Annotated in this window: 23 protein-coding genes; 4 read left to right on the top strand and 19 right to left on the bottom strand. The window is 47.6% G+C overall.

The window, feature by feature from the left end:
• Positions 1 to 78 precede the first annotated feature (78 nt).
• Positions 79 to 1,170 carry an HD-GYP domain-containing protein gene (locus MBEAL2_RS05110; protein WP_047151266.1) on the bottom strand — a complete coding sequence of 364 codons (1,092 nt, stop codon included), beginning with the start codon at positions 1,168 to 1,170 and terminating at the stop codon, positions 79 to 81.
• A gap of 230 nt (positions 1,171 to 1,400) precedes the next feature.
• On the opposite strand from MBEAL2_RS05110, the gene yedE reads away from it, so the two are divergent.
• The 3 genes from yedE to MBEAL2_RS05095 all read left to right on the top strand — a co-directional run bounded on the left by yedE (position 1,401) and on the right by MBEAL2_RS05095 (position 4,265).
• A complete protein-coding gene (yedE, locus tag MBEAL2_RS05105) occupies positions 1,401 to 2,639 on the top strand; it encodes a selenium metabolism membrane protein YedE/FdhT (RefSeq protein WP_047151265.1) in 1,239 nt (412 codons plus the stop codon).
• A gap of 98 nt (positions 2,640 to 2,737) precedes the next feature.
• Entirely contained in the window at positions 2,738 to 2,917 is a 180-nt protein-coding gene (locus MBEAL2_RS05100; protein ID WP_047151264.1) for a sulfurtransferase TusA family protein, read from the top strand.
• A gap of 127 nt (positions 2,918 to 3,044) precedes the next feature.
• Positions 3,045 to 4,265, top strand: coding sequence for a DUF1343 domain-containing protein (locus tag MBEAL2_RS05095; protein WP_047151263.1), 1,221 nt, complete (start codon positions 3,045 to 3,047; stop codon positions 4,263 to 4,265).
• 182 nt (positions 4,266 to 4,447) lie between these two features.
• Here the strand turns inward: MBEAL2_RS05095 and hemQ are convergent, their stop codons facing one another.
• Complete coding sequence (gene hemQ / locus MBEAL2_RS05090) at positions 4,448 to 5,191, bottom strand: hydrogen peroxide-dependent heme synthase (RefSeq protein WP_047151262.1); 744 nt, start codon at positions 5,189 to 5,191, stop codon at positions 4,448 to 4,450.
• A 317-nt stretch (positions 5,192 to 5,508) separates the two neighbouring features.
• On the opposite strand from hemQ, the gene MBEAL2_RS05085 reads away from it, so the two are divergent.
• Positions 5,509 to 6,678 (top strand): S8 family serine peptidase, encoded by a 1,170-nt coding sequence (locus MBEAL2_RS05085; RefSeq protein WP_236692686.1) that lies wholly within the window; start codon positions 5,509 to 5,511, stop codon positions 6,676 to 6,678.
• Positions 6,679 to 6,854: 176 nt separating this feature from the next.
• Here MBEAL2_RS05085 and MBEAL2_RS05080 read toward each other — a convergent pair whose 3' ends face one another.
• The 17 genes from MBEAL2_RS05080 to MBEAL2_RS05000 all read right to left on the bottom strand — a co-directional run bounded on the left by MBEAL2_RS05080 (position 6,855) and on the right by MBEAL2_RS05000 (position 22,790).
• Positions 6,855 to 7,583 (bottom strand): phosphatase PAP2 family protein, encoded by a 729-nt coding sequence (locus MBEAL2_RS05080; RefSeq protein ID WP_052947486.1) that lies wholly within the window; start codon positions 7,581 to 7,583, stop codon positions 6,855 to 6,857.
• A 73-nt stretch (positions 7,584 to 7,656) separates the two neighbouring features.
• Positions 7,657 to 9,459, bottom strand: a complete 1,803-nt coding sequence (locus tag MBEAL2_RS05075; protein WP_047151261.1) for a peptidoglycan D,D-transpeptidase FtsI family protein — start codon at positions 9,457 to 9,459, stop codon at positions 7,657 to 7,659.
• A gap of 79 nt (positions 9,460 to 9,538) precedes the next feature.
• Entirely contained in the window at positions 9,539 to 10,165 is a 627-nt protein-coding gene (gene udk / locus MBEAL2_RS05070; protein WP_152667706.1) for a uridine kinase, read from the bottom strand.
• Positions 10,162 to 11,442, bottom strand: coding sequence for a peptidase U32 family protein (locus MBEAL2_RS05065; protein WP_047151259.1), 1,281 nt, complete (start codon positions 11,440 to 11,442; stop codon positions 10,162 to 10,164). Before MBEAL2_RS05065 ends, udk begins: the two co-directional genes overlap by 4 nt.
• A 13-nt stretch (positions 11,443 to 11,455) precedes the next feature.
• Positions 11,456 to 12,382: a peptidase U32 family protein gene (locus tag MBEAL2_RS05060; protein WP_047151258.1), complete on the bottom strand. Its 927-nt coding sequence runs from the start codon at positions 12,380 to 12,382 to the stop codon at positions 11,456 to 11,458.
• Positions 12,379 to 13,020, bottom strand: a complete 642-nt coding sequence (locus MBEAL2_RS05055) for an O-methyltransferase (protein WP_047151257.1) — start codon at positions 13,018 to 13,020, stop codon at positions 12,379 to 12,381. Before MBEAL2_RS05055 ends, MBEAL2_RS05060 begins: the two co-directional genes overlap by 4 nt.
• A gap of 61 nt (positions 13,021 to 13,081) precedes the next feature.
• Positions 13,082 to 14,146 carry an endolytic transglycosylase MltG gene (mltG, locus tag MBEAL2_RS05050; protein ID WP_047151256.1) on the bottom strand — a complete coding sequence of 355 codons (1,065 nt, stop codon included), beginning with the start codon at positions 14,144 to 14,146 and terminating at the stop codon, positions 13,082 to 13,084.
• 123 nt (positions 14,147 to 14,269) lie between these two features.
• Positions 14,270 to 15,352, bottom strand: a complete 1,083-nt coding sequence (locus MBEAL2_RS05045) for an ATP-binding protein (protein ID WP_052947484.1) — start codon at positions 15,350 to 15,352, stop codon at positions 14,270 to 14,272.
• Positions 15,353 to 15,645: 293 nt separating this feature from the next.
• On the bottom strand, positions 15,646 to 15,933 hold the full coding sequence (locus MBEAL2_RS05040) for a DUF1292 domain-containing protein (protein ID WP_047151255.1): 288 nt from the start codon (positions 15,931 to 15,933) through the stop codon (positions 15,646 to 15,648).
• Between the two features lie 12 nt (positions 15,934 to 15,945).
• A complete protein-coding gene (gene ruvX, locus MBEAL2_RS05035; RefSeq protein WP_047151254.1) occupies positions 15,946 to 16,356 on the bottom strand; it encodes a Holliday junction resolvase RuvX in 411 nt (136 codons plus the stop codon).
• Positions 16,357 to 16,448: 92 nt separating this feature from the next.
• Positions 16,449 to 16,709 carry an IreB family regulatory phosphoprotein gene (locus MBEAL2_RS05030; RefSeq protein ID WP_047151253.1) on the bottom strand — a complete coding sequence of 87 codons (261 nt, stop codon included), beginning with the start codon at positions 16,707 to 16,709 and terminating at the stop codon, positions 16,449 to 16,451.
• Positions 16,710 to 16,786: 77 nt separating this feature from the next.
• Positions 16,787 to 19,423, bottom strand: coding sequence for an alanine--tRNA ligase (gene alaS / locus MBEAL2_RS05025; protein WP_047151252.1), 2,637 nt, complete (start codon positions 19,421 to 19,423; stop codon positions 16,787 to 16,789).
• A gap of 374 nt (positions 19,424 to 19,797) precedes the next feature.
• Positions 19,798 to 20,865 (bottom strand): AI-2E family transporter, encoded by a 1,068-nt coding sequence (locus MBEAL2_RS05020; protein WP_161798172.1) that lies wholly within the window; start codon positions 20,863 to 20,865, stop codon positions 19,798 to 19,800.
• 226 nt (positions 20,866 to 21,091) lie between these two features.
• The gene (locus MBEAL2_RS05015; RefSeq protein ID WP_047151250.1) at positions 21,092 to 21,298 is read right to left on the bottom strand and encodes a hypothetical protein; all 207 of its coding nucleotides are present in this window, start codon (positions 21,296 to 21,298) and stop codon (positions 21,092 to 21,094) included.
• Between the two features lie 13 nt (positions 21,299 to 21,311).
• The gene (locus MBEAL2_RS05010) at positions 21,312 to 21,515 is read right to left on the bottom strand and encodes a YrzR-like zinc ribbon domain (RefSeq protein WP_047151249.1); all 204 of its coding nucleotides are present in this window, start codon (positions 21,513 to 21,515) and stop codon (positions 21,312 to 21,314) included.
• A 31-nt stretch (positions 21,516 to 21,546) separates the two neighbouring features.
• Positions 21,547 to 22,026, bottom strand: coding sequence for a PRC-barrel domain-containing protein (locus MBEAL2_RS05005; protein ID WP_047151248.1), 480 nt, complete (start codon positions 22,024 to 22,026; stop codon positions 21,547 to 21,549).
• 98 nt (positions 22,027 to 22,124) lie between these two features.
• Complete coding sequence (locus tag MBEAL2_RS05000) at positions 22,125 to 22,790, bottom strand: tetratricopeptide repeat protein (protein ID WP_052947483.1); 666 nt, start codon at positions 22,788 to 22,790, stop codon at positions 22,125 to 22,127.

Here is a 22,790-nt window from a genome sequence, read left to right as displayed (position 1 = left end):
GATCCATCCGTTTTTTTCTCACCTTCCCAAAACAAGAAATCTTCGGGGAGCGAAATCGCAAGCCCCGAAGATTTCTTGTTATACGGTATCACATTCGACAATCATAACGGACAAATCCTTCATCAAATCAATATCATAATAAGAGGACACGCTGTGCCCTCCTGCGTCTTTAATAACCCGGAGAATGGGCCTTGTCGGCGCATCGCGGTTCTGACCGATGACAATCGCTGTTTCTCCTGTGTTTACTTTTACGGTAAGCCCTATGGGATAAATCGCAATCGTACTGCGAAACGCTTCCACGATATCAACATCGAAGTGCGTGTGCGTCTCTGTATAAATCAACTCCATCGCTTCATGGGGCAGCATAGAACGCCGGTATACCCGGTGTGTTGTCAGCGCATCAAACACATCGCACACAGACAGCACCTTTGCAAAGGGATGAATTTCATCTCCCTTTAGCCCTCTCGGGTACCCGCCGCCATTCAATTTCTCATGATGCTGGTATGCGCAGTGCGCCGATGACAAAGGAATTTCATATGTTTTCCGCAGGAATTCGAACCCATGTTCCGTATGCTTTTTTATCTGTTCAAATTCCTCTTCGGTCAGGCGGCCCGGCTTGTGTAGAATTCCCTGTGGGATAAACAGCTTCCCAACATCATGGAGAAGCGCTCCCATCCCAATCTCAGACAGCTGCTTTGTGTTAAAACCGCGTTTAATAGCGACAGCCGTTGTATATAGTGTAACATTCAGCGAATGAGAAAATACATAGTTTTCCTTAACATGCGTGTAAACGAGCATGTTCATCGCTTCTTTCGTTTGGCGAAGGTCCCCGTACAGCATCGTGAAGATCTTTTTAAACTCGTCTGCGATTTTTGCGCTGGCCTGCGTACCTCTCCAGCGAAAGGTGTCCTTTTCAATGGCAGAAAAAACAGTTTGAATCGAATTCATTGCTTCAACTCTTACTTCATGGGAAATAACATCATTCAGTTCAATATCCGCCGTAGCTTTATCTTGTATGTATAAAACAGGAATTTGATGCTGTCTTAGATTGTCAATCATTCTCTGGGTAAGGACGACGCCTCTTCCGAGCAGCACCATTCCTTTTTCATTAAATATAGGTTTAGCCAATTCCATCCCCGGAATACATCTGGCTGTTGCTACTAGTCTCATGGCTTTCTTCCTTATAATGTAAATGTGATAGTAAAATAGCTTTTTGTATGTAGACTCCAATTACATATTACACGTTTTATTGGCAGCTGAAACCATTTTGTATGTAAAAAATTTAAAGTGTACTTTTCATACAATGTTTTCTATAATAATTATTTGTATGTTGTTTTCTAAGAAAGACTGGCACACGTAGGTGGAAAATAAAAATTTATATACAGAGGTGAACTGCTTTGATGCGAGGAATGTATGATAAAGTGTTCTCCCGCTATTGGAGTCCGTATGTTGCTGTAGGGATTGCCGGCTTGCTAAGCGCACTCTACTTTGGAATTACAACGACGGTATGGGCGGTAACAGGAGAATTCACAAGATTGGGCGGCCATCTGCTTCAGCTTTTTGGTGTTGATATCTCAAACTGGGCATACTTTAACTTAGTCAAAATGAATGGAACACCGCTTGACCGGACCGACGGCTGGATTGTCATCGGGATGCTGGCCGGCGCTTTAATCACTGTGCTGCTTGGAAACAATTTCAAGATTCGCGTCCCCCAACAGAAGCGTCGTCTCGTCCAGGGCTTTGCAGGCGGTATCATCGCCGGGTTTGGCGCAAGGCTGGCACTCGGCTGCAATCTTGCCGCGTTCTTCACGGGCGTTCCGCAATTTTCTTTTCATTCGTGGATTTTTATGTTTGCTACTGCAGTTGGAACGTATATCGGCGTCAAAATCATCGGCACCTCCTGGTGGCGAGGCAAGCCCAACCTAAAACCGTTTAAGAAACCCGCAGCTTCTGAAGCGGGGGTCCCGGCAAAGAAACGTGTGAACCAGCGTATTCTCGGTCTTATTGCCGCCCTCCTCTTTATCGGTGTTGTTATCTTCTACTTCAGCACAGGAAAAACAATGCTTGCCATTGCCGCTCTTTTTGGTGCGGGCTTTGGAATGTCCATTGAAAGAGGGCAAATCTGCTTCACATCCGCTTTCCGCGACATGTGGATTAGCGGCCGCGCCGTCATGACGAAAGCACTGGCGATTGGGATGGCGATTAGCGTGCTTATCACTTTCTTCTTCCTTCAGTCCGGCATGGAAGCCGTAATTAAAGTTGCCGCTCCAAGCACCCTTGTTGGCGGGCTTTTATTCGGAATCGGCATCGTGCTCGCCGGCGGGTGCGAGACAGGCTGGATGTACCGGGCGATGGAAGGCCAGCTCCACTTCTGGGTTGTCGGTGCAGGAAATATTATCGGTGCAACCTTCCTCGCTTATGCGTGGGACCACCTTGGCGTTTACAATGCGCTTGCCAAAGGATGGCCGAAAATCAATCTAATTAAAGCATGGGGGGCCCCTACAGCCCTCATTGCAACGTTTGTGCTGCTTGCTGCCTGGTACTTCTTCTCCGTATGGTGGGAAAGGCATTATCGTTTCGGCCGCGGCTTGAAAACGGGAGAGGGAAAATACGTACCTCAGCATTCAAACATGCAATAGGAAAGAACGTTATACAGCGATCGAGGTGAAAAAAAGTGGATGAACTTGCTATCGATTTTGTGCTTGATATTCGCGGTGAGCCTTGACCGTACCCCGTTATGTATGCGCTGGATGCGCTGCGGAATATGAAAGCCGGACAGGTGCTGCAGGTCATTGCGGACTGTCCCCAATCGTTTAAAAGCGTGCCTGAGGAAGTTGTTAAACACGGCTATACGCTTGTAAAGGAACCGGAGAAGAAAGGGCACGATTTGTACTTTGTTATCAAAGTTACATCATAAAAATAATGCATGGAAGGACAGGTGAGAAATCACCTGTCTTTTTTTACTTTTATGAAACAAAATAGGCGTCAGCGCGTCAATTAAATAGGAAGAAGAAGAATTTTATGGAAAAGAAACGGAGAGAAAAATGAAGAAGAGAAGGATTGTTGTTTTTACACTGCTTATGTTTTTCGCATGCTCCCTGTCCCTGCCGGCCACAGCACAAACACCCACGATTAAGCTAGGAGATGACCTTCTCTTAAGCAACTATTCCAGTTTCATAAATGGAAAGAGAGTCGGCCTTATTACAAACCAGACCGGCGTAAACAGCCAGGGTCAAAGCACCATTAATGTGCTCGCCTCCTACAGGAACGCTTCACTAACAGCGCTCTACAGCCCGGAGCACGGGCTGGACGGCAAAGCGAAAGCGGGTGCTTATGTTGAATCTTACAGGCACAAAACGCTGGGCATCCCGGTATACAGCCTGTATGGCAAGACGCGGACTCCATCCGAAAGCATGCTCCGCAACGTTGATGTCCTCGTGTTCGATATGCAGGATATTGGCGCGCGTTCATATACGTACATGTCAACGCTGAACTACTGTATGACAGCAGCGAAAAAGTATAACAAGCAAATCGTTGTACTGGACAGGCCGAATCCCCTCGGCGGAACGATTGTCGAAGGCCCCGTCCTTGAAGACAAATACAAAACTTTTGTTGGTGTAGATAACCTGCCGATGACGCACGGGATGACAGCCGCGGAACTGGCCCAGTTCTTCAACCGGAAAATCGGAGCCGATCTTAAAATCGTACCGATGGAAGGCTACACACGGTCCACCATTTTTAAAGATACAGGCTTAAAATGGGTGCAAAGCTCCCCGTTAATGCCCAACCTTGATTCTGTCTTCGGCTACTCGGCAACCGGCCTTGGAGAAGGAACAGGAATTTTCCAGGCGGACGCTTTCAAGTGGGTTGGCGGAAAAGGCATTGATTCAGTAAAATACGCTGTCCTGCTCAACCGCTCCGGTTTGCAGGGTGTACAGTTCATCCCGGAAAAAAGAGGGAGCGCCGGCGGTGTTCGCTTAAAGATTACCAATCCGTATACGTTTAATCCGGCTCGTACAGGCATCTACACTCTGGCGTACGCCCATTCACTCAATAAATTTAAAGTACCAAAAAGCGGGCGAGAGATTGTCATGTTTGATAAAATTATGGGGACGAATAAAATCGGCCAATACCTTGAACAAGGCCTTATACCGAAGCAAATCGAAGCAAAATATGCGGCACAGCTCGCTCTGTTTAAAAAAGAGCGTGAGAAATACCTTTTATATGGAAATAGCAGCCTCGCTATGGCTGGCAAAAGAAAATAACGCAAAGAAACCCTCCGAATCCCGGAGGGTTTTTCTTGCTGGATAAGAAAAAGACCGCCATTGTCTCCCGCCCCGAGCTACCCAGATGTTTGGTGGGCGCTGCTCGCAGGGAGGTGGAGCGGACAGTCTCCTCTTCCTCGCGGAAGGGAAAGGCAAGTGGAATGAACTCCCTTTTTTCTTGCTTATACAGAGAAGTACTCGGCAAACCGTTCTTCTGTCAGGCGGTTTCCGACAATGAACGTACCAAATTCACCAAAGCGCGCGCTTGCTTCATCGAATCTCATCTCGTACACAAGCTTCTTGAATACAACCGGATCATCCGCAAACAACGTTACGCCCCACTCCCAATCGTCGAGGCCAACCGAACCTGTAATAATTTGGGTGACGCGGCCGGCGTAGCCTCTGCCGATCATTCCGTGGCTGCGCATCATGCCGCGGCGTTCTTCCATAGAGAGCATGTACCAGTTGTCGTTTCCTTCACGCTTTTTGTTCATTGGGTAGAAGCAAACGTTTTTCGCTTTCGGAAGAGCCGGCTTCAGCCGTGCCTGAATCGCGGGGTCCTCTTCCGGATTCTCCGCATGGGAAATATAACTGCTTAGTTCAACAATGGAAACATACGAGTAGTTCTGCATAGTGTAGGCGGCAAATCTGGTTTTATTAAAAGCCGTCTCTAATGCGTCTAATTCCTCAAGCGTAGGACGCAGGTGCATAAATGCGATATCCGCTTTATGGCCAACTACCGTAAACATTACGCTGCTTCCCTGTTTGTTCTCTTCCCTTGCTGCCCACTCGCGGGCCAATGATTGCAATTCATCCAATGCCGCATTCCGTTCTTCTTCAGAACTGTTTGTCCACATCGTCCAGTCAATCGAGCGGAAATCATGGAGGGCGTACCAGCCTTCCAGCGTGTTTACTGCTTCACTCATTCCAGGTCAACTCCTCACAAATAGATTGCTATGTAGCTGCGTTTCGTACCACAACTCCCATTATATCAAAAACCCGGGAACAAAATGCAAAAGGAGATTTGTTTACAATTAAGCAATTGAGCATAAAGGAAAATTCTGCTTCTTTAGACATAACTATTTAGATCATAATCTAAATCTTTACAGTATAAATAGGACATCAATGTAAGTAAAAATAGGTTAATTTTATCATTTATCTGAGAATAAAAGGTATTTAACTATCCTTCATGAAATAAATTACTTGTTTTAGAAATTTTACAATATTTTCAAGGAGGTACTGTATGAAATCAAAGTTTTTAGCTGTTGCGCTCACTTCTGTTCTTGCCGCAGGTAGTTTGGCAGGAACTGCCTTCCCGGTCAAGGCTAGTACTTCAGCCAATCAGACTTATCTTGTTGCCTTTAAACAAAAACTTCCGCCGGATTATCAATCCATTATCTCTAAATCAGGTGGAAAGGTTCTCCGTGCTCTCCCAGAAATCGGAGGATTGGAAGTGCAATCCACTGATCCTTCTTTCCTTGACAACCTTAAAGGAATTTCTGCTGACGTGCAGGCGGCTAACGTGGAAGCACGCCACAAGCTGGACGATGAGCAGCCATCCGCTGCAGATGGCCAGCCTGTAACCGATATCCCTCAACCGAATAAAACGAGCAGCTATTGGCAATATCAGTGGGACATCCAGCGTATTACCCACAATGGTGATTCTTACAGGAAAGAAACGGGTGGAGTTAAAAATCCGAATGGAACAGTAACGCACAAAGCTGTCGTCGGTGTTATCGATACAGGAATTGACGCTAACCATCCTGATCTACAAGTTAATTTTCTCGGTGGGCGAAATATGGTTCCGGCGGGCGTAGACGCTGGGGAGACGGGGGATCCTACCGATGTAAAAGATAGACAGGGACACGGTACACACGTAGCCGGTTCGATCGCCGCAAACGGAAAAGTCAAGGGCGTAGGACCCGATCTGGGCATTCGTTCGTATCGGGTGTTCCCAATGGCGGATGGTGCGGCCACTGCCTGGATTGTAGATGGCATCGTCGCAGCATCCAATGACAAAGTAGATGTCATCAACATGTCGATAGGCGGATACGATTCGATGAAGTATCTATATAACGGAGAGAAACAAAGCGATATTGCTGATGCTGTACTGTGGGAGCGTGCCGTTGAATATGCGGTTAATCATAATGTGACGGTTGTAGCAGCAGCCGGTAATGAATCCCTTAACCTGGATGACAAGAAAGCTGTTATTGATTATATGAACCAGAATAACACGATCCCCGGGGTTGTATATGAAGGAAAACCGCTTGAGACACCCGGAACTTCTAACCTCAAAAGCTACGCTCTCCTCCATGGAACATCCATGGCTTCACCTAAGGTGGCCGGCATTGGCGGGAATCATAAAGGCAGCAAATCCAAGTCTATCCCCTTCCCAGGTTGCCTCGCTCATTGAGCAATCTTCCATGGATTATGGAAAAAAGGGAGCCGATCCGCTTTTCGGAGCCGGTGAAGCAAATGTCTTCAATGCACTCACGCAAATGGGTAAATAAACAAGCCCAAGCCTGGCAAAAAGACACCTGAAAAGGTGCCTTTTTGTTCTCTATGCATTAGCCATATCGTCTTACCAGTCTATACTTTGCCAGAAATTCCTCCGCTTTTATGATAATACCAGCGAATTACCTGCAGTCCAAGAATACAGGCAATCAGCCAGGTTCCGCCAATCGTAAACCCGGCAACAACATCGCTGGCGAAATGCACGCCCAGGTAAATCCGGCTCAACCCGATGCACACGGCGAAGCTAAGAAAAACAAGAGGGAATACCCAGCGAACAAGCTTCCGGTGTCTGAAATGGTACCAGAGAAGGTATCCAATCATTCCGTAAAATACAAAGGAATTCATAGCATGGCCGCTTGGAAAGCTATACCCTCCCGCTTCTACAAGGTGCTCAATATCCGGCCGGGCGCGGTGGAACGTTACTTTCAGCAAATAGTTAAACAGCCCGCTTCCTCCAAGGGCAATCGTTAACATGAAAGCCTCAAGCCTTCGCCTGAGAAAAAGCAGGACAAGGAATATGACCAAAAAGATAGGGACAACCCTTGTCGCTGATCCCATGTTCGTGAGAAAAATAACATCTTGCGTCAGGGACGGGCTGTGAAACGTATGCAGAAATGAGTATACCGCTTGATCGAACTGGCCCGTTTCTTTCTCCACGACGTCTTCCATTAATTTAGCTGAAAGCAGCATAAGAAGAAAAGCAACGGCGAAACCGACAGCAAGCACAATCCCAAGGCTTCCTGCCGGCCGGACTTTATTTATCACGCGATAAATAGAATTTTCAATGGTCTGTTTCTCTTTCACTATGCATCACCTTAGCCAAATTATGTATCACAAACCGCATCCTGTCCAGCCTGTAATTCGCTGCTGTTATGTATTATTGTTTCCTCGTTTTTTCATCCTTTGCCAGCCCGGAAACAAGTTTCCCGAACATTTCGGTTGCGTGGTTCTTGCCTGTTGTTGGCTGCTCTTCAGCGACAATCGCGATTGCATACCGCGGGTTTTCCCTTGGTGTATACCCTACAAACCACTGATTGTTTTTCTGTTCTCCCCCAACGATCGTCTGTGCGGTCCCGCTCTTCCCGGCAATGGACCAGGGCAGCCCTTTTATTCCTATACCAGTGCCGTGATCAACGACCCCTTCCATCAAATGCTGGAGCGTTTTTGCGGTTTGCGCCGTTATCTCTCTTCCCTCTAACGGCCGATCCTCGAACTGATAAAAGCTCGTACCGTTCTGGTAATCGATAGCGTCTACGATACGGACTTTTTGTTTCTTTCCATTGTCCGCAATCGTCGCCGCGATTCCGGCTGCCTGAAGGGGTGTCATTTGGACATCTCGCTGCCCGATCCCGGTCTGGATAAGAATTCCTTCATCGTTTCTTGGAATATCGTTGGCAAAAACCCGGCCGCTATCCTCACCATCCAGTTGGCGGAAGGTTCCCATCTTAAAGAACGGATTTTTCTCCCAGCCTATCTGCTGATCCAGCCCAAGATCGACGGCATACTGCTGGAGCTTTTCTGCCCCAACTCTTTTCGCTACCTCAGCGAATGTAATATTGCATGATTCGGCGAATGCATCTGCAAATGTAATATCCCCATGCCCGCCTTTCTTAGGGCACGAGAAACCGTACTTGCCGTATTCGCCCTTACACATAAAATGTTCATCCGGTTTTACGAGGCCTTCTTGAATAGCGGCTGCAGCCACAACAATTTTAAAGACGGAGCCCGGGAACGTCTGTTTAATCGCCCTGTTTTTCGAGCTATCCGATAAGGGATCAGGACTTGTCGGATCAAAATCCGGCCGGGATACCATCCCCAGCACATCCCGGGTTTTCACGTCAAGCACGACGGCAGCACCTTTCTTCACCGTTGATTCATCAAATAAAGTTTCCATCTGTTTTTGGATTCCCGAATCGATTGTCGTACTTATTGAAAGCGGATAAAAAGCGTTTTGCGGCTCCTGCAGACGAATATCAAGCCCATTCAGCGGGTTTCCCTTCCCGTCCACAAAGTAGGAAACAGACTTCTCTCCGACACCGACAAGGAAAGGCTGGAACGAACGCTCAAGCCCTGCTGCCCCGATTTTACTCGTTGCATGCAGCGCCCCAGTCAGCAGTTCTTCCTGGTATTTTTGCTCAATTTCTTTCGTATTTTGTCCGAGATAGCCAATGAGGTGATGGGCAATTCCACTGCCTGGGTATCGAACGGTAACAGGAAGTGGAAGAACACCGGCCAGATTAAGGGCCTGAACATCTTTTGCCTGCTTTTCCGTAAGTGGAATGATTTCACCGTCTTTATTTTTCCAGAAGCCTGCGTGCTTAGCCTGGGATAGAGCGTTCACGATTTCGCCTGTGGATACGCCAAGCGCCTGCGCCAGCCTGTTCATTTTCTCATTTTCACGTAAGGAATAACGAACGAGAGGAAAGATTGCGAGTCCTGTCTGCTCCTCTCCCGTTAGCGAAACCCCGTTTCGGTCATAAATCATGCCTCTGCCTGTATTCAACACAATTTTCTCACGCCGCTGTGCAATAGATTTCTCCACAAGATCAATATGATGGGAAGAAAAAGAGCGGGTGGCTATCACCTGGATCCACGCCATCCGCGTCACGATTCCTGTATAAATGAGCGTAAACAGCAGAAGTACCACGAGCATTCTTCGTTTTTTCCGTTTCTCGGGCATAAAAAAAGCTCCTCCTACTCCGGTAGACTTATAACCTTAAGTCTTGCCGGATAGAAAGAGACTTTATACATACACAACGTTAAAGAGAACTTAGTACTGTATTAATTTTCGTGGAAAGCAGATCAATCGCTACGCGATTTTGTCCGCCTTCCGGCACGATGATATCGGCATAGCGCTTCGTCGGTTCTACAAACTGCATATGCATCGGGCGGACGACACCGAGGTATTGCTCCACAACAGATTCAATCGTGCGTCCACGGTCCCGGATATCCCGCATCATCCTGCGGATAATCCGCACGTCAGCATCCGTATCGACAAACACTTTGATATCCATCACATTGCGCAGGCGTTCATCCTCAAGAATAAGAATGCCTTCCAGAATAATGACATCCTTCGGCATTACCGTTTCTTTTTCCTGCGCCCGCGTATGGAGCTTGTAATCGTATGCCGGCTTCTCTATCGGTTTATGGCGGACAAGCTGGTTCAAATGGTCAAGAAGCAAATCATTGTCGAATGCGAGCGGGTGATCATAATTTGTTTTAACTCTCTCTTCAAATGAAAGATGGGACTGGTCTTTGTAATAAGAGTCCTGTTCAATCATCACGACGCTCATATCGGCAAACTGGCGGTAAATTTCTCGTGCGACTGTTGTTTTTCCGGAGCCGGTTCCACCTGCCACTCCAATCACGATTGGTTTCGCCATTATTTCTTCTCCTTGCGCATCATGTCATGGCGGCTGACAGGTTTACTCGCGCGGAGCTTGACGGTCATCATCGCGTGAGGAGCAGATGCAATCGGTTCGTCGTCTTCATTCCACATTTCCTGCACTGTCTGGGTGAAGCGGTCAATGGTTGGACCGAAGAATTCAATCGTGTCACCGATGCTGAATTTGTTTCGCTGTTGAACGGTAGCAATTCCTGTTTCCTCATTATAATCAAGGACAAGCCCGGCAAAGTCGTACTCAGGAATGTCTTCATTTTCACCATACAACTGATCGCTCTCCGTGGGAACACCATAGAAAAATCCGGTTGTTAAGGAGCGGTGTGAGGCTTTCCAGATTTCTTCCATCCATTCCCGCTTTATCCTATATTGTTCCGGATTTGCACAGTATGCATCCACCGCACGGCGGTATTGATTCGTTACCGTTGCTACATAATGAATGCTCTTCATCCGGCCTTCTATTTTAAAGCTGTCAACTCCCGCATCAATCATGTCGGGCAAGTATTCAAGCATGCACATGTCTTTCGAGCTCATCGTAAACGGCTCTTCTTTCTTTCCGATTTGCTGGATCACGGCATCGTCTTTCGGCAGTTCTTCGAATAAATCATACTTCCAGCGGCACGACTGAGAGCAGCCGCCCCGGTTCGAATCGCGCGCCGTAAAGTGGTTGGAAAGAACACAGCGCCCGGAGTACGAAATGCACATGGCACCGTGAATGAACGCTTCAATCTCAATATCGACATGTTTTTTAATCTCGCGAATTTCCTGAATCGACACTTCACGGGCGAGGACGATGCGGCTGAGCCCTTCTTCTTTCCAGAACTGCACCGTCTGCCAGTTCGTTGTAGACGCCTGCGTGCTCAGATGCAGTTCCAGGCCAGGGGCCGCCTGCTTCGTTCTTTCAATCAGAGCCGGATCTGCGACAATGATGGCGTCGATGCCCACACGCTCCAGGTTTCTCATAAAATCATCGACCTGGTGCAAATCTTCATTATGCGCAATAATGTTCGTCGCCACGAAAACTTTGGAACCGTGAGCGTGGGCGAAATCAGTTGCTTCCTGCATTTCGTCGAAAGAAAAATTATCGGCATTGGCCCGCAGCCCAAGGCTCTGTCCCCCGATATATACGGCGTCCGCCCCATAGCGGACCGCATATTTTAACTTCTCCAGATTTCCCGCAGGTGCAAGCACTTCCGGTTTTTGGAGAATAGGGCCGCGCGGCGTAAGTATGTTTGTATTTGAAATGACGTTCAATTGCGCCATATGAGTCACCCCTTTAATAAACTTGCTCCTTAAACAGGAAGCCTGTCGTTAGCACCCGATTTTTCGGTTGAATTTGTTCGATTTCTTCCAGCAACTGTTCCGCAATTTCCGCGTAAGAATCTGGGTTTTCAAAGCAGGCATCAATCGCGCGCCGGTAGACGGATACTACCTTTATATTATAGTCCGTATCCTTCATAACGCCGTCTATTTTTAAACTGTCGATTTCAGCCTCAAGCAATTCATCAAGATTCTCAAGCAGGCAAATATCTTCGGCGCTCATGATGTGCGTTCCGTTGCGGTCTTCGAACACAGGATACTGCAGGTCCTCCCGCTTTTCTTCTGTGACGAACAGGCTGCGTTCCTTGCCCGCGTTTCCGCCTTCTTTCCCCTGGAACTTCTCATAATTCGTTACAAGGTCGCGGCGTGAATGGAAAATACAGGTCATTCCGTGGACCTGCACCTGAATTTCGACTTCGGCGTGCTCTTTAATCTCAACAATGGCATCGATATTGAGCTCTCTCGCCAGATAAGCCCGGGTCGCGCCTTTTCGGCCCCAATAGTTAATCGTTTCATAATTCGTGGTCAGCACTTCCGCATTCCAGTGAAGGGGCAAATCCGGTGCCACCTGGCGCGCCGTCATGACGACAGCAGGGTCGCCAAAAACAACCGCATCCACGTCCATTTGCCAGAGCGCCTGTAAGTACGCCGGCAGCTCCGTTAAATCCTCGTTATGAAGGACAGCATTCACCGACACGTAGAGGCGTGCATTCCGTTTATGCGCCTCCTCCACTGCCTCGCGGATTTCATCAAGCGAGAAATTCCCCGCTACCCGCAGGCCATATTGTTCATGGCCTATGTTTACCGCATCCGCACCGGCATCAATCACCTCGATGAGTTCGTCCATACTGGCTGCCGTGCAGAGTAATTCCGGCTTTTTCACGTTATTCCCCCCCGTTTTATACATAAAGCAAGCCCGTCGCCCACAGGGACAAAGGACGTTTCCAGCGCCGGGTGCCCGGCGAGAAACCGGTTAAATTCCTGCAGCCTTGTAATCATCGTCCGCCTGCCCCGCGGGATCTCTTCTTCGGCAACCATTCCGCGGAAAAAGACATTGTCGCAAACGAGCAGCCCGCCATCTGAAAGATACGGCACATACTTCTCAAAATAAGTCATATATTGTCCTTTGGCGGCGTCAAGAAAAATAAAATCAAACGCATGCTCACCCGTAAGCCCGTCCTGCGCATCCTGGTGGTAGATTGTAATCCGATCGCTAATCCCTGCCTCTTCAAAATTCGCGCGGGCCCGGGTGACCATCTCCGCAGAAATCTCGATGGACGCAATGCGCGCTTGCGGTGCCGCTTGTGCCAGCCAGATCGTGGAATAACCGATCGCCATCCCTACCTCTAACATGCTTTTCGGCTTGTGCATGGTGAGCAGGAGGCGAATCAGCTGGATACTGGACAATTGGATAATCGGGATGCGCTGGGCTTCGGCCTCCCTTTCCATTCTAAGCAGTTGTTCGCTTCTCTCCGGAATGAGAGCATCGATATACTGCACCATTTTATCTCCGGTAATCATAAAATACACTCCATCGCTTTATCATAAACTTCTCTATAGTAGCATACTGGCAGGGCAAAATCTATTTCTGGTTCGCCTTGCTTTTTTCAATGTTTTTAAGGTGTTCCGGGTAGGTGGCCGCAAAATAATGCTCGCCTGTCCCATCTTTTTTCGTTACATAATAAAGGAACTTGTTCGACTCGGCATTGACAACGGCCTCAAGCGCAGCCTTGCCCGGATTGGCGATCGGTCCTGGCGGCAGCCCTTTCACCTTGTACGTGTTGTAAGGGTCGTCCTTTTTTAAATCGGCAAAGGTGACGCGTTCTTTCTGCTTGCCGAACATGTATTGAATGGTCGCATCCGCCTGCAGCGGCATTTGCTGTTTCAGGCGGTTGAGATAGACACCTGCTACTTTTGCCCGTTCTCCTTCCGCCCGCACCTCCCGCTCTACGATCGACGCCAGCGTGACGGCCTGGTGCACGCTTAAACCGTGCTGCTTTACTTTCGCATTCCAGCTAGTGTCCCATACTTCCTGGAACCGCCCCAGCATGCGATCGATGTACTCGTGCTCTGTCGTTCCTTTTTTAAATTCGTACGTGTCGGGAAAAAGGTATCCTTCCAGCCGGTGTTTCATTTTAGTATCGCCCGGAATCGCTTTCACTATATCATAAGGGAATGTCCCTTTATCCGCCTCGTGAAGAAACACCTGTTTGTTAACAAGGTTTTTGCCGGCAAGGCGGTCCGCGATTTGCTCGACGGTGAAGCCTTCCGGTATCGTGACCGTAATCGTATCCTTGTACACTTCTCCTTTGGACAGCTTCTGCACAATCTCGTCAATCGGCTGCCCGACGGTGAATTGGTATTTTCCTGCCTTCAGCATGCTTCCTTCTCCCTTGATTTTCGTATAAACGGTAAACATGCGGGCATTTTTTATTAACTTATTCTTTTCAAGGATAACCCCCACAGACCGCGGGGAAGACTTAGCCGGAATGACAATCGTTCTTTTCTCTCCGCTATCTGCCTGAACAGGCTGTAGAGCATTCCATACATAATAGCCTGCACCACCTACGATGGCAGCAAAAGCAAGCAAAATAACAATAATAAATTTAATAATTTTCCACGATGTACTGCCATTTCTGTTGTCCATCAAAATCCCCTTTCCTTTCCAATTCCTCTCACATCGCTCTATTATACAACATTCCAGGCAAAACGTCGTACGATGTACTTTTTTGTCATAATTTGCTGAAGAGCAATGTTTGTAAGGTCAAGATTAAGGAGAAATGGGGAGAACAATTTCGAAAACCGTTCCCTGCCCTGGTTCGCTCTGAACCTGAATCCTCCCTTTATGATTTTCAATAATATTGTAACTAACCATTAAACCAAGTCCGGTTCCCTTCTCTTTCGTCGTATAATACGGCTCTCCTAGCATTCTAATTTTCTCTCCAGAAATTCCGTATCCATCGTCCTTGAAACGAATGGCGATAAAATGATTCTTTGTTTTTTTCATCTCAATCTGAATCCTTCCTCCTTCCGCCACAGCCTCCAGCGCATTTTTTAAGATGTTGACAAACACCTGCTTCATTTGATTTTCCACACACTCAATAGGCGGTACATCCGGAGAGAAATCGGTAGTAATTATCACATTCTTTACAACCGCCTGTGCCTCAAATAGCGGGAGCAGATCTTGCAGTAAATCAGCCAACTGTTTCTTTTGGAAATTCATTTTCTTTGGACTGGAAAGCATAAGAAACTCATCAATTATACTCTCAATTCTATGTATTTCACTTGTCATAACATCAAAATAAGCCGGGTTTAACTCCTTCTCATTTTTCCATAGCTGTATAAATCCTCGAAGAACAGTGAGTGGATTTCGGACTTCATGGGCAATTCCCGCAGCTAGATTTCCCGCAATCGTGAGGCGATCCGTTTTCCTCAGCATCTCCTCCTTCTTCCGAAGTTCCGTTATATCATGGGCGACTCCCAGAAGGTGGGTGCACTCTTTTTCTTCATTGAATATGGGGATCATCGTGACTTCAACAATTAAAAGAAAATCAGGCATTTCGACTGTTTCTTCGTATCTAATTGGTTTCCCGGCATCGATAGCTTCTCTATATTTTTGCTGCACAAATGCCGCTTCTTTCTCGGGCAAGATTTCCTGAACTGTTTTTCCCATCTGTTTTTCACTCAGGCCGGTAACCCGGAGGTAAGCCGGATTTGCATCCACCCAGCGATACATTTCGTCTTTTCCAACTTCTATGAGGCAGATGAGGTCGGAAACATTATTAAAAATCAGGTGAAAGTTTTCAGCCCTCCTGGTAATGGAAAGCTTCTCGTTCTCATGCTCGCCTGTCATGTCCAATCGCCCTCTCCCTTTATCCTTACTTCTTTCTTTTTGCTCCTTTTATTCATCTCGGCAGAAAGACGGCGTAAAAAAGCCACTCTAAAACAAGCTTAGAGTGGCGGACAGCCCGAGGGGGGAAGGTTACTGGCGCGCGCCGGCATCATATCGACACACGGGCGCGCCGGACTACCAACCGGACTGTGTTTTTACACTCCACCTAAATTATATCCAGTACAAATAGGAAAAGGAAGGTACAAATGGGTACCTTCCCTCATTTTAGCGATTTAAAATTTGATCCTTGAGGATTAATCTTCTTCTTTCTCGATTTCATCCATTAATGTTTCAAACGTCGCTTCAACCTGCTGCCACTCTTCATCGCTTTCGATTTGATGGAGAGTTTCCGTACCATCGAAACGCATGAACTGCACTTCGTATTCTTCCTCATCCTCCTGGTCAGCCGGAACGAGGCAGAGGTACGTACGGTCTTCGATTTCAAAAATATACATCACAAGAAACTCAAGATCCTCGCCGGATTCTTCGTCTGTCAGTGTAATGTATTCTCCTACATCAATCCCCATGCTTTCTAAATCCATATGAAAACCCTCCTATTTTTGGGCATCCAGGTAATTTTGCAAAATCATTACCGCTGCCATTTTATCGATGACCTGCTTTCGTTTTTTCCGGCTTACATCAGCGGAAATTAGCATTCTTTCAGCAGCCATCGTCGTTAAACGTTCATCCCACATTTTTACCGGCAAATGAGAACGATTATGCACGTATTCAGCAAAAACCTGGCATAATTCAGCGCGCGGTCCGATAGTGCCATTCATATTTTTCGGGAGTCCAACAATAATTTCCCCTACATCATATTGTTTTATAAGCTCTTCGAGCCGGGCGTAATCTTTTTTCTTGCCCTCTCTTCGAATCGTTTCTACTCCCTGCGCGGTCCAGCCCAGTTCGTCGCTTACCGCCACGCCGATTGTTTTATCTCCAACATCGAGTCCCATACTGCGCATCATTTATTCTCCTGCATAAATTGAAATGGATAGCCTCTCTTCTAAGAAAAGGGCCCTGATAGGCTATAAATTAAGCGGAACCATACCCCGGACTAACGGTGCTCACGGAGGTAGGAACGGACAAGCTCCTCAATCAATTCATCCCGTTCCAATTTACGAATGAGGGTGCGGGCATTGTCATGACGAGGAATATAAGCCGGATCGCCGGAAATTAAATATCCGACAATTTGATTAATGGGGTTATACCCTTTCTCTTCCAGGGCAGAGTATACGCGCAAAAGCACTTCGCCTGCCTCTATCTCTACATCATCCTGCTTGAAATTAAATTTCATCGTATGATCCATTGAACTCACTGCCTAGCACCTCTTTCGAAAGGTCTTGTCTCTTTTCCTATTCGCCTTCTTTGGCTGATTTCCTTTTTATAAATAGACTAAACCTGTTCTTCTACCCAATTCTTTACAAAATCGAGCGCTTCACCCAGCTGAGCCGGGTTTTTGCCGCCCGCCTGCGCCATATCAGGGCGTCCGCCGCCCCCGCCGCCGCAGCGAACCGCGACTTCTTTCACCACTTTACCCGCATGGAATCCTTTTTTAACGAGGTCTGCAGTGACACCCGCTACGATGTTTACTTTATCTTCTTTTACCGATCCTAGTACGACAATAGCAGATCCAAGCTTATTCTTCAAATCGTCTACCATGTTGCGCAGATTATCCATATCAACGCCGTTTACCTTCGCTGAAAGAAGCTTGACGCCCTGGATGTCCTGTACCTGCTCCGTGAGCGAGGAAGCTTCCACATTGCTCAGCTTTGCCCGCAGGGACTCGTTCTCTCTCTCCAGGTCTTTCATTTCAGCTTTCATCGTTTCGATGCGCTGCGGCACATTCGTAATCGTTGTCTTTAAGTCATCCGCTACAGATTTCAATGTGTGGAGCTGCTTGTTTAAATACTGGTATGCCATGCGGCCGGTAACCGCTTCGATCCGGCGCGTTCCCGCTCCGATTCCAGTTTCGCTGATGATTTTGAACAGCCCGATTTCCGCCGAGTTGTTCACATGGCACCCGCCGCAAAGCTCAAGGCTGTAATCTCCAACTTCTACTACACGTACGTTATCACCGTATTTTTCACCGAACAAAGCCATAGCACCCATAGCTTTTGCTTCCTGGAGCGATTTATGCATAATATTTACATCAAGGTTACGCCAGATCTGCTCGTTTACGTTGTTCTCGATTCTCTCCAGCTCTTCCGCTGTAATGCTTCCGAAGTGAGAGAAGTCGAAACGGAGGCGATCCGGTGCCACAAGGGAACCGGCCTGGTTTACGTGCGTGCCAAGCACTTCTTTGAGCGCCGCATGCAGCAGGTGTGTAGCCGTGTGGTTTTTAATCGTATCCGCGCGGGAAGAACAGTTGACCACAGCCTCTACTGTGTCGCCAACTTTCAGTGTTCCGCTTTCAACGAGGACAGTATGAACATTCTGCCCGTTTGGCCCTTTTTGTGTATCTTCAACTTTTGCCCGCGTTTTTCCAGCCTCAATAAATCCCTTATCCGCCACCTGCCCTCCGGACTCAGCATAGAATGGTGTGCGATCAAGGATCACCTGGCATTCCGTACCGGCACCAACCATATCAACGGATTCATTATTATGGACGATAGCAACTACTTTTGCGTGGGAGGCAAGATTATCGTAACCGACAAATTCACTCTTCACTTTGATGTCGCCCAGCACACCGCCCTGTACCTGCATGCTGCCTTCATCCTGGCGGGCTGCACGAGCGCGGGCACGCTGTTCATCCATTGCGGTATCAAAGCCTTCCCGGTCAACGGTGATGCCTTTTTCCATCGCGAAGTCTTCCGTCAAATCGAACGGGAATCCGTATGTGTCATATAATTTAAACGCTTCCGGCCCCGTAATCTGTGTCCGGTTTTCTTTCTTTGCTTCTTCCACCATCTGTTCGAGGATATGCAATCCTTCATTCAATGTCTCGTGGAAACGGACTTCTTCGTTTTTAATCACGCGTTCAATGAACTCCCGCTTCTCAAGAACCTCAGGGTAGTAAGCGTTCATGATTTCGCCGACAACTGGTGTCAGCGAGTAAAGGAAGGACTTATCAATTCCGAGTACCTTCCCATAGCGAACCGCACGGCGGAGCAGGCGGCGAATGACATATCCGCGGCCTTCATTCGAAGGAAGGGCGCCGTCTCCGATAGCAAAAACAACCGTCCGGGAGTGATCGGCGATAACTTTCAGCGCGATATCATACTCCAGCTTCTCCCCGTATTTTACGCCCGCGATTTCACACGTTGCCTCGATAATCGGGAACAGAAGGTCGGTCTCATAGTTGTTGTCCACATCCTGGATAACAGAAGCCATCCGCTCGAGTCCCATCCCGGTATCAATGTTTTTCTTCGGCAGCGGGGTGTAAGAACCGTCCGGATTATGGTTGTACTGCGAAAATACAAGGTTCCAAATCTCAAGATAACGCTCATTTTCCCCGCCCGGATACAGTTCCGGATCGGACGGGTCATTGCCGTATTTCTCTCCTCTGTCATAGAAAATCTCACTGTTCGGTCCACAAGGGCCTTCCCCAATGTCCCAGAAGTTCCCTTCCAGCCGCACGATGCGTTCTTCCGGAATGCCTACCTTCTTATTCCAGATTTCAAATGCTTCTTCGTCCTCCGGGTGAATCGTTACAGACAGCTTTTCCGGGTCAAACCCAATCCACTCAGGGCTCGTAAGGAACTCCCATGCCCAGACAATCGATTCTTCCTTGAAGTAATCCCCGATCGAGAAATTACCGAGCATTTCAAAAAACGTATGGTGGCGAGCTGTTTTCCCGACATTCTCAATGTCGTTCGTGCGAATGGACTTCTGGGAATTCGTAATCCTCGGATTCTCCGGGATAACCCGGCCATCGAAATATTTCTTCAAGGTAGCAACTCCGCTATTAATCCAGAGAAGCGTCGGGTCATCAATCGGGATAAGCGGCATACTTGGCTCTATTCTATGACCTTTACTCTTAAAAAAATCCAAAAACTTTTGACGAATCTCAGCAGAACTCATGGATTTCATCAAACAATCCCTCCAAATTCACATAAATAGTTGTTTCTAAAAGCAAAAAAAGCCCTCAATCCCAGAATTTCTTCAGGGACGAGAGCTTGTCTTCTCACGCGGTACCACCCTGCTTACCCGCCTATGCATACGGCAGGTCGCCTTGATTTCACAATAACGGGCATATGAAAATGCCCGGCAGGCTTTATCCAGCCCACTCTCAGGAGTAGCGTTCAACGACTCTTCTTCCTAGACATTCTCTCAACCCATGGAATGTCCTCTCTGTAAAAAGGGCTGCCGCCTACTGATTCCCTCAACGATTTTACAATATTAAAATTCATTCATAACATGATTTATTATACAAATTCACCTTGGCCCCTGTCAATTGGCCCTTATTACTCCGGCCAATCCGGGCGGCGGACAGTGTGGGCCACAATATGCTGCAGGATAACCTTGATGCTGGCCACAAGCGGAACGGCTAGAATCAGGCCAAGAATGCCGGCGACCTCCCCGCCAACCATCACCGAAAAAATAATAAGCAAAGGGTGCAAGCGCAGGGATTTCCCTACGATGAACGGCGAGACAATATTCCCTTCCAGCAGTTGAATAATCGCATTAATGATAATGACATAGACGGCTAGCTTCCAGGAGATGGTCAGGGCAAAAAGAATGGTCGGCGCAGCCCCGATAAACGGTCCGATATAAGGGATGACATTCGTAACAGCGCTAATAATTGCAAACACGAGCGCGTATGGAAGCCCGATAATAAAATAACCGGCATAAGCAAGAAGTCCAACGATGCCGCACACCGTCAACTGACCGCGCACATATTGCCCAAGCGCCGTATCAATGTCATGCAGTACATGCTTCACTTTCATCCGGTGGCGGCCTGGAATAAGGAGCAAAATCCCCCGCTGCATCGGCTTCATATCCTTCAGCATATAAAAAACAATAAACGGGATAAGCATGACAATCAAAACCTTCTCCATAATGCCGTTCATTCCACTGAACAGTCCCGTAATATACCCTGTCAGCGCCACTTCCATCGTGCGCACTCCGCTTGTCAGCCCGCTGTGCAGCGAGAATGGCGCACCGACCTGCTGCATTCGCATCCGGTCAAGCCAGCCCCGGTATGTTTCCATTAGCTCAGGGATCTTTCCTGAAAGCTCCCTGTATTCCTCAATAATAATCGGCCCTCCGTTCTTTACGACGAAGGCAACAAAGAGAAGAAAAAGGGTATATAAAATGAAAACGGCGAACCCTCTGGGAAAGTGGTGCCGGTTCAAAAAGGTGACGATCGGGTTTAATAAATAAGCGATAATAAGGCTAAAGAAAAACGGGGTTAGCACCTTCTTTACAATCACCAGTGCCTTAACAAAGAAGAAACTAACCTTTCCGATCATAAAAATAATGCTGAGCAGCAGCAGCAGAACGACCAGCCCGTAGATCCATTTTGTCCTCATAATCCTCGCCATCCCGTTCCCACACTCCGCTTCTCCCTCATTTTCTTTCTTTAGTATGGACGGAAGGAAGCAAAGTTACTTATACTAAAAACCGCATAGGTAAAATTGTTATAATATTGTGTATTTTCCTTTAATACAGTGAACTGATTAAAAAATATGACGCTTCTTATAAGTATAAGGGGTGAAAAAAATCCGCTGGATATACACCCAGCGGATCTTTCTTTCTTTATCTGGCCATGCCGCGCATCATACTTCTGCCCGCCTGCATTATATTCTTAGCGGACCGGTTGTATAGAGCGGGCACGTCTACGTTTCTCATGATCCAATTTCCCATTCTCATCATCTGCCATGTGCGATTGTTGCGGCTTCTAAGCATTCTTCTTATCCCAAAGAAGGCAAGAACAAGAATGCCGATCCAAAGAGAGCGACTCATAGTACCCATCCCCTCACATATTAGTTTCAAAAGGTGGCGGGCAATCATCAAAAAAAAGGTCATTCAGCGAATGAAGGCTGCCGTCTTCTTCTACCTGGAAGATCGAAGAAATTTTATTGCCGGCAGCGGTAAATTCAATGCAGCAGTTCCAGCAATAGTATTGATTGGTACCGATTTTACCGATGTCCTTCCCCTGACAATTTGGGCAATCATTCATTTTCTTTCCTCCTGTTAGTAAAGAGGCGCCTTTACTCCGTTCCAGAGACAATGATCACATCTTCACCCATCTTAATGTTTTTTGTATGTCGAATGACTCTGCGACCGTCCATAATATCGGATAAAATGCCATCCGACAGCTCGTACCCTAGTATTTTGCCCAATTGAGGCTGGAAGTAAACATCTTCCACAAATCCCAAATGGCGGCCGCACTCAGTAATGAAGGGCTTTCCTTTAAGATGTGAATTTCCGGTCTCCAGTCCGATCCAGCCAGGAGGTTCTTCAAAGAAAATGACGGCACCGGCGTCAGCAATCGTTACACAATCAGTGCCTACTGCATGGACGGCTTCCACTGAAAGATAGCTCCCCTGCCTCAGCAGGCTTTTCTCCCCCAGCAGCACACCTGTACAGTACCACTGCTCATTAAACAGAAGATCGCGGACATGGCCCACCTCTTTCCCCGTCTTCAATTCAATGACAGGAAGTCCAATGACATCATGCGCTCGATTCATGACGCTCATCTCCTTCCATATCATATAGTATCGGGAAAAGAATTTGTTATATGCTGTTAAATGAATTCCAGAATTTCCTGTGATAAGGGAAAAGCAGGTTACCCTTTATTCAGCTCAGCAAGCGCATTCTGTGCCAGAATATGATTGGGGTTTATGGTAAGCGCCTTCTCAAACTGCTCTTTTGCTTTCCCCATATCATTGAGGAAAGCATAGGCAATACCGAGGTTATACAGCGCGTCATCGTGCTCCGGCGACAGAGCGAGCGTTTGCAGGAAATCATCCCGGGCTTCCTCAATGCGCCCCATGCGGGCATACGACATCCCCCGGTTGAAGTAAGCTTCCATGTCATCCGGTTGCGCCGCCAGGCACACAGTAAAAAATTCCACCGCTTTCTCCAGCCGGTCCGACTGCAGATAGGACATCCCAATCATGAAATCAAGATCATGATGGTTCATTCCTTTTGCTTTCGCCTGCTCAAAGGCGGCCCGGGCCTCTTCGTAATTGCCGGTATTAAAATAAGAATTACCGATTCCGTAATAGGCAAGTTCAAGGTTTGGATCCAGTTCAATCGCTTTTGTAAACCATTGGACGGCATCTGCTTCGTTGCCTGTCGCCGCCAATATATTCCCCATGTTGCAGTAAGGCCGGGCATACGTATTGTCCGCCTCAATCGCTTTGCGAAACAGGGCCAGAGCTTCTTCGAAATGCCCTTGCGCTAACTCCTGTAATCCTAAGTCACTGTATTGTTCCGCTTTTTTTCTCAA

This window comes from Aneurinibacillus tyrosinisolvens (genome assembly GCF_001015055.1).
In the GTDB taxonomy this organism is placed as follows: domain Bacteria; phylum Bacillota; class Bacilli; order Aneurinibacillales; family Aneurinibacillaceae; genus Aneurinibacillus_A; species Aneurinibacillus_A tyrosinisolvens.
Note: the sequence above shows the minus strand (reverse complement) of the source record. Positions and strands in the feature narration are given on the sequence as shown.

What these genes read in the sequence shown, in the direction of transcription:
- MBEAL2_RS05110 (WP_047151266.1), bottom strand. Translation starts at nt 1,170, where the DNA reads ATGAGACTAGTAGCAACAGCCAGATGTATTCCGGGGATGGAATTGGCT.
- yedE (WP_047151265.1), top strand. Translation starts at nt 1,401, where the DNA reads ATGCGAGGAATGTATGATAAAGTGTTCTCCCGCTATTGGAGTCCGTAT.
- MBEAL2_RS05100 (WP_047151264.1), top strand. Translation starts at nt 2,738, where the DNA reads ATGTATGCGCTGGATGCGCTGCGGAATATGAAAGCCGGACAGGTGCTG.
- MBEAL2_RS05095 (WP_047151263.1), top strand. Translation starts at nt 3,045, where the DNA reads ATGAAGAAGAGAAGGATTGTTGTTTTTACACTGCTTATGTTTTTCGCA.
- hemQ (WP_047151262.1), bottom strand. Translation starts at nt 5,191, where the DNA reads ATGAGTGAAGCAGTAAACACGCTGGAAGGCTGGTACGCCCTCCATGAT.
- MBEAL2_RS05085 (WP_236692686.1), top strand. Translation starts at nt 5,509, where the DNA reads ATGAAATCAAAGTTTTTAGCTGTTGCGCTCACTTCTGTTCTTGCCGCA.
- MBEAL2_RS05075 (WP_047151261.1), bottom strand. Translation starts at nt 9,459, where the DNA reads ATGCCCGAGAAACGGAAAAAACGAAGAATGCTCGTGGTACTTCTGCTG.
- MBEAL2_RS05065 (WP_047151259.1), bottom strand. Translation starts at nt 11,442, where the DNA reads ATGGCGCAATTGAACGTCATTTCAAATACAAACATACTTACGCCGCGC.
- MBEAL2_RS05055 (WP_047151257.1), bottom strand. Translation starts at nt 13,020, where the DNA reads ATGATTACCGGAGATAAAATGGTGCAGTATATCGATGCTCTCATTCCG.
- mltG (WP_047151256.1), bottom strand. Translation starts at nt 14,146, where the DNA reads ATGGACAACAGAAATGGCAGTACATCGTGGAAAATTATTAAATTTATT.
- MBEAL2_RS05045 (WP_052947484.1), bottom strand. Translation starts at nt 15,352, where the DNA reads ATGACAGGCGAGCATGAGAACGAGAAGCTTTCCATTACCAGGAGGGCT.
- MBEAL2_RS05040 (WP_047151255.1), bottom strand. Translation starts at nt 15,933, where the DNA reads ATGGATTTAGAAAGCATGGGGATTGATGTAGGAGAATACATTACACTG.
- ruvX (WP_047151254.1), bottom strand. Translation starts at nt 16,356, where the DNA reads ATGCGCAGTATGGGACTCGATGTTGGAGATAAAACAATCGGCGTGGCG.
- alaS (WP_047151252.1), bottom strand. Translation starts at nt 19,423, where the DNA reads ATGAAATCCATGAGTTCTGCTGAGATTCGTCAAAAGTTTTTGGATTTT.
- MBEAL2_RS05020 (WP_161798172.1), bottom strand. Translation starts at nt 20,865, where the DNA reads ATGAGGACAAAATGGATCTACGGGCTGGTCGTTCTGCTGCTGCTGCTC.
- MBEAL2_RS05015 (WP_047151250.1), bottom strand. Translation starts at nt 21,298, where the DNA reads ATGAGTCGCTCTCTTTGGATCGGCATTCTTGTTCTTGCCTTCTTTGGG.
- MBEAL2_RS05010 (WP_047151249.1), bottom strand. Translation starts at nt 21,515, where the DNA reads ATGAATGATTGCCCAAATTGTCAGGGGAAGGACATCGGTAAAATCGGT.
- MBEAL2_RS05005 (WP_047151248.1), bottom strand. Translation starts at nt 22,026, where the DNA reads ATGAATCGAGCGCATGATGTCATTGGACTTCCTGTCATTGAATTGAAG.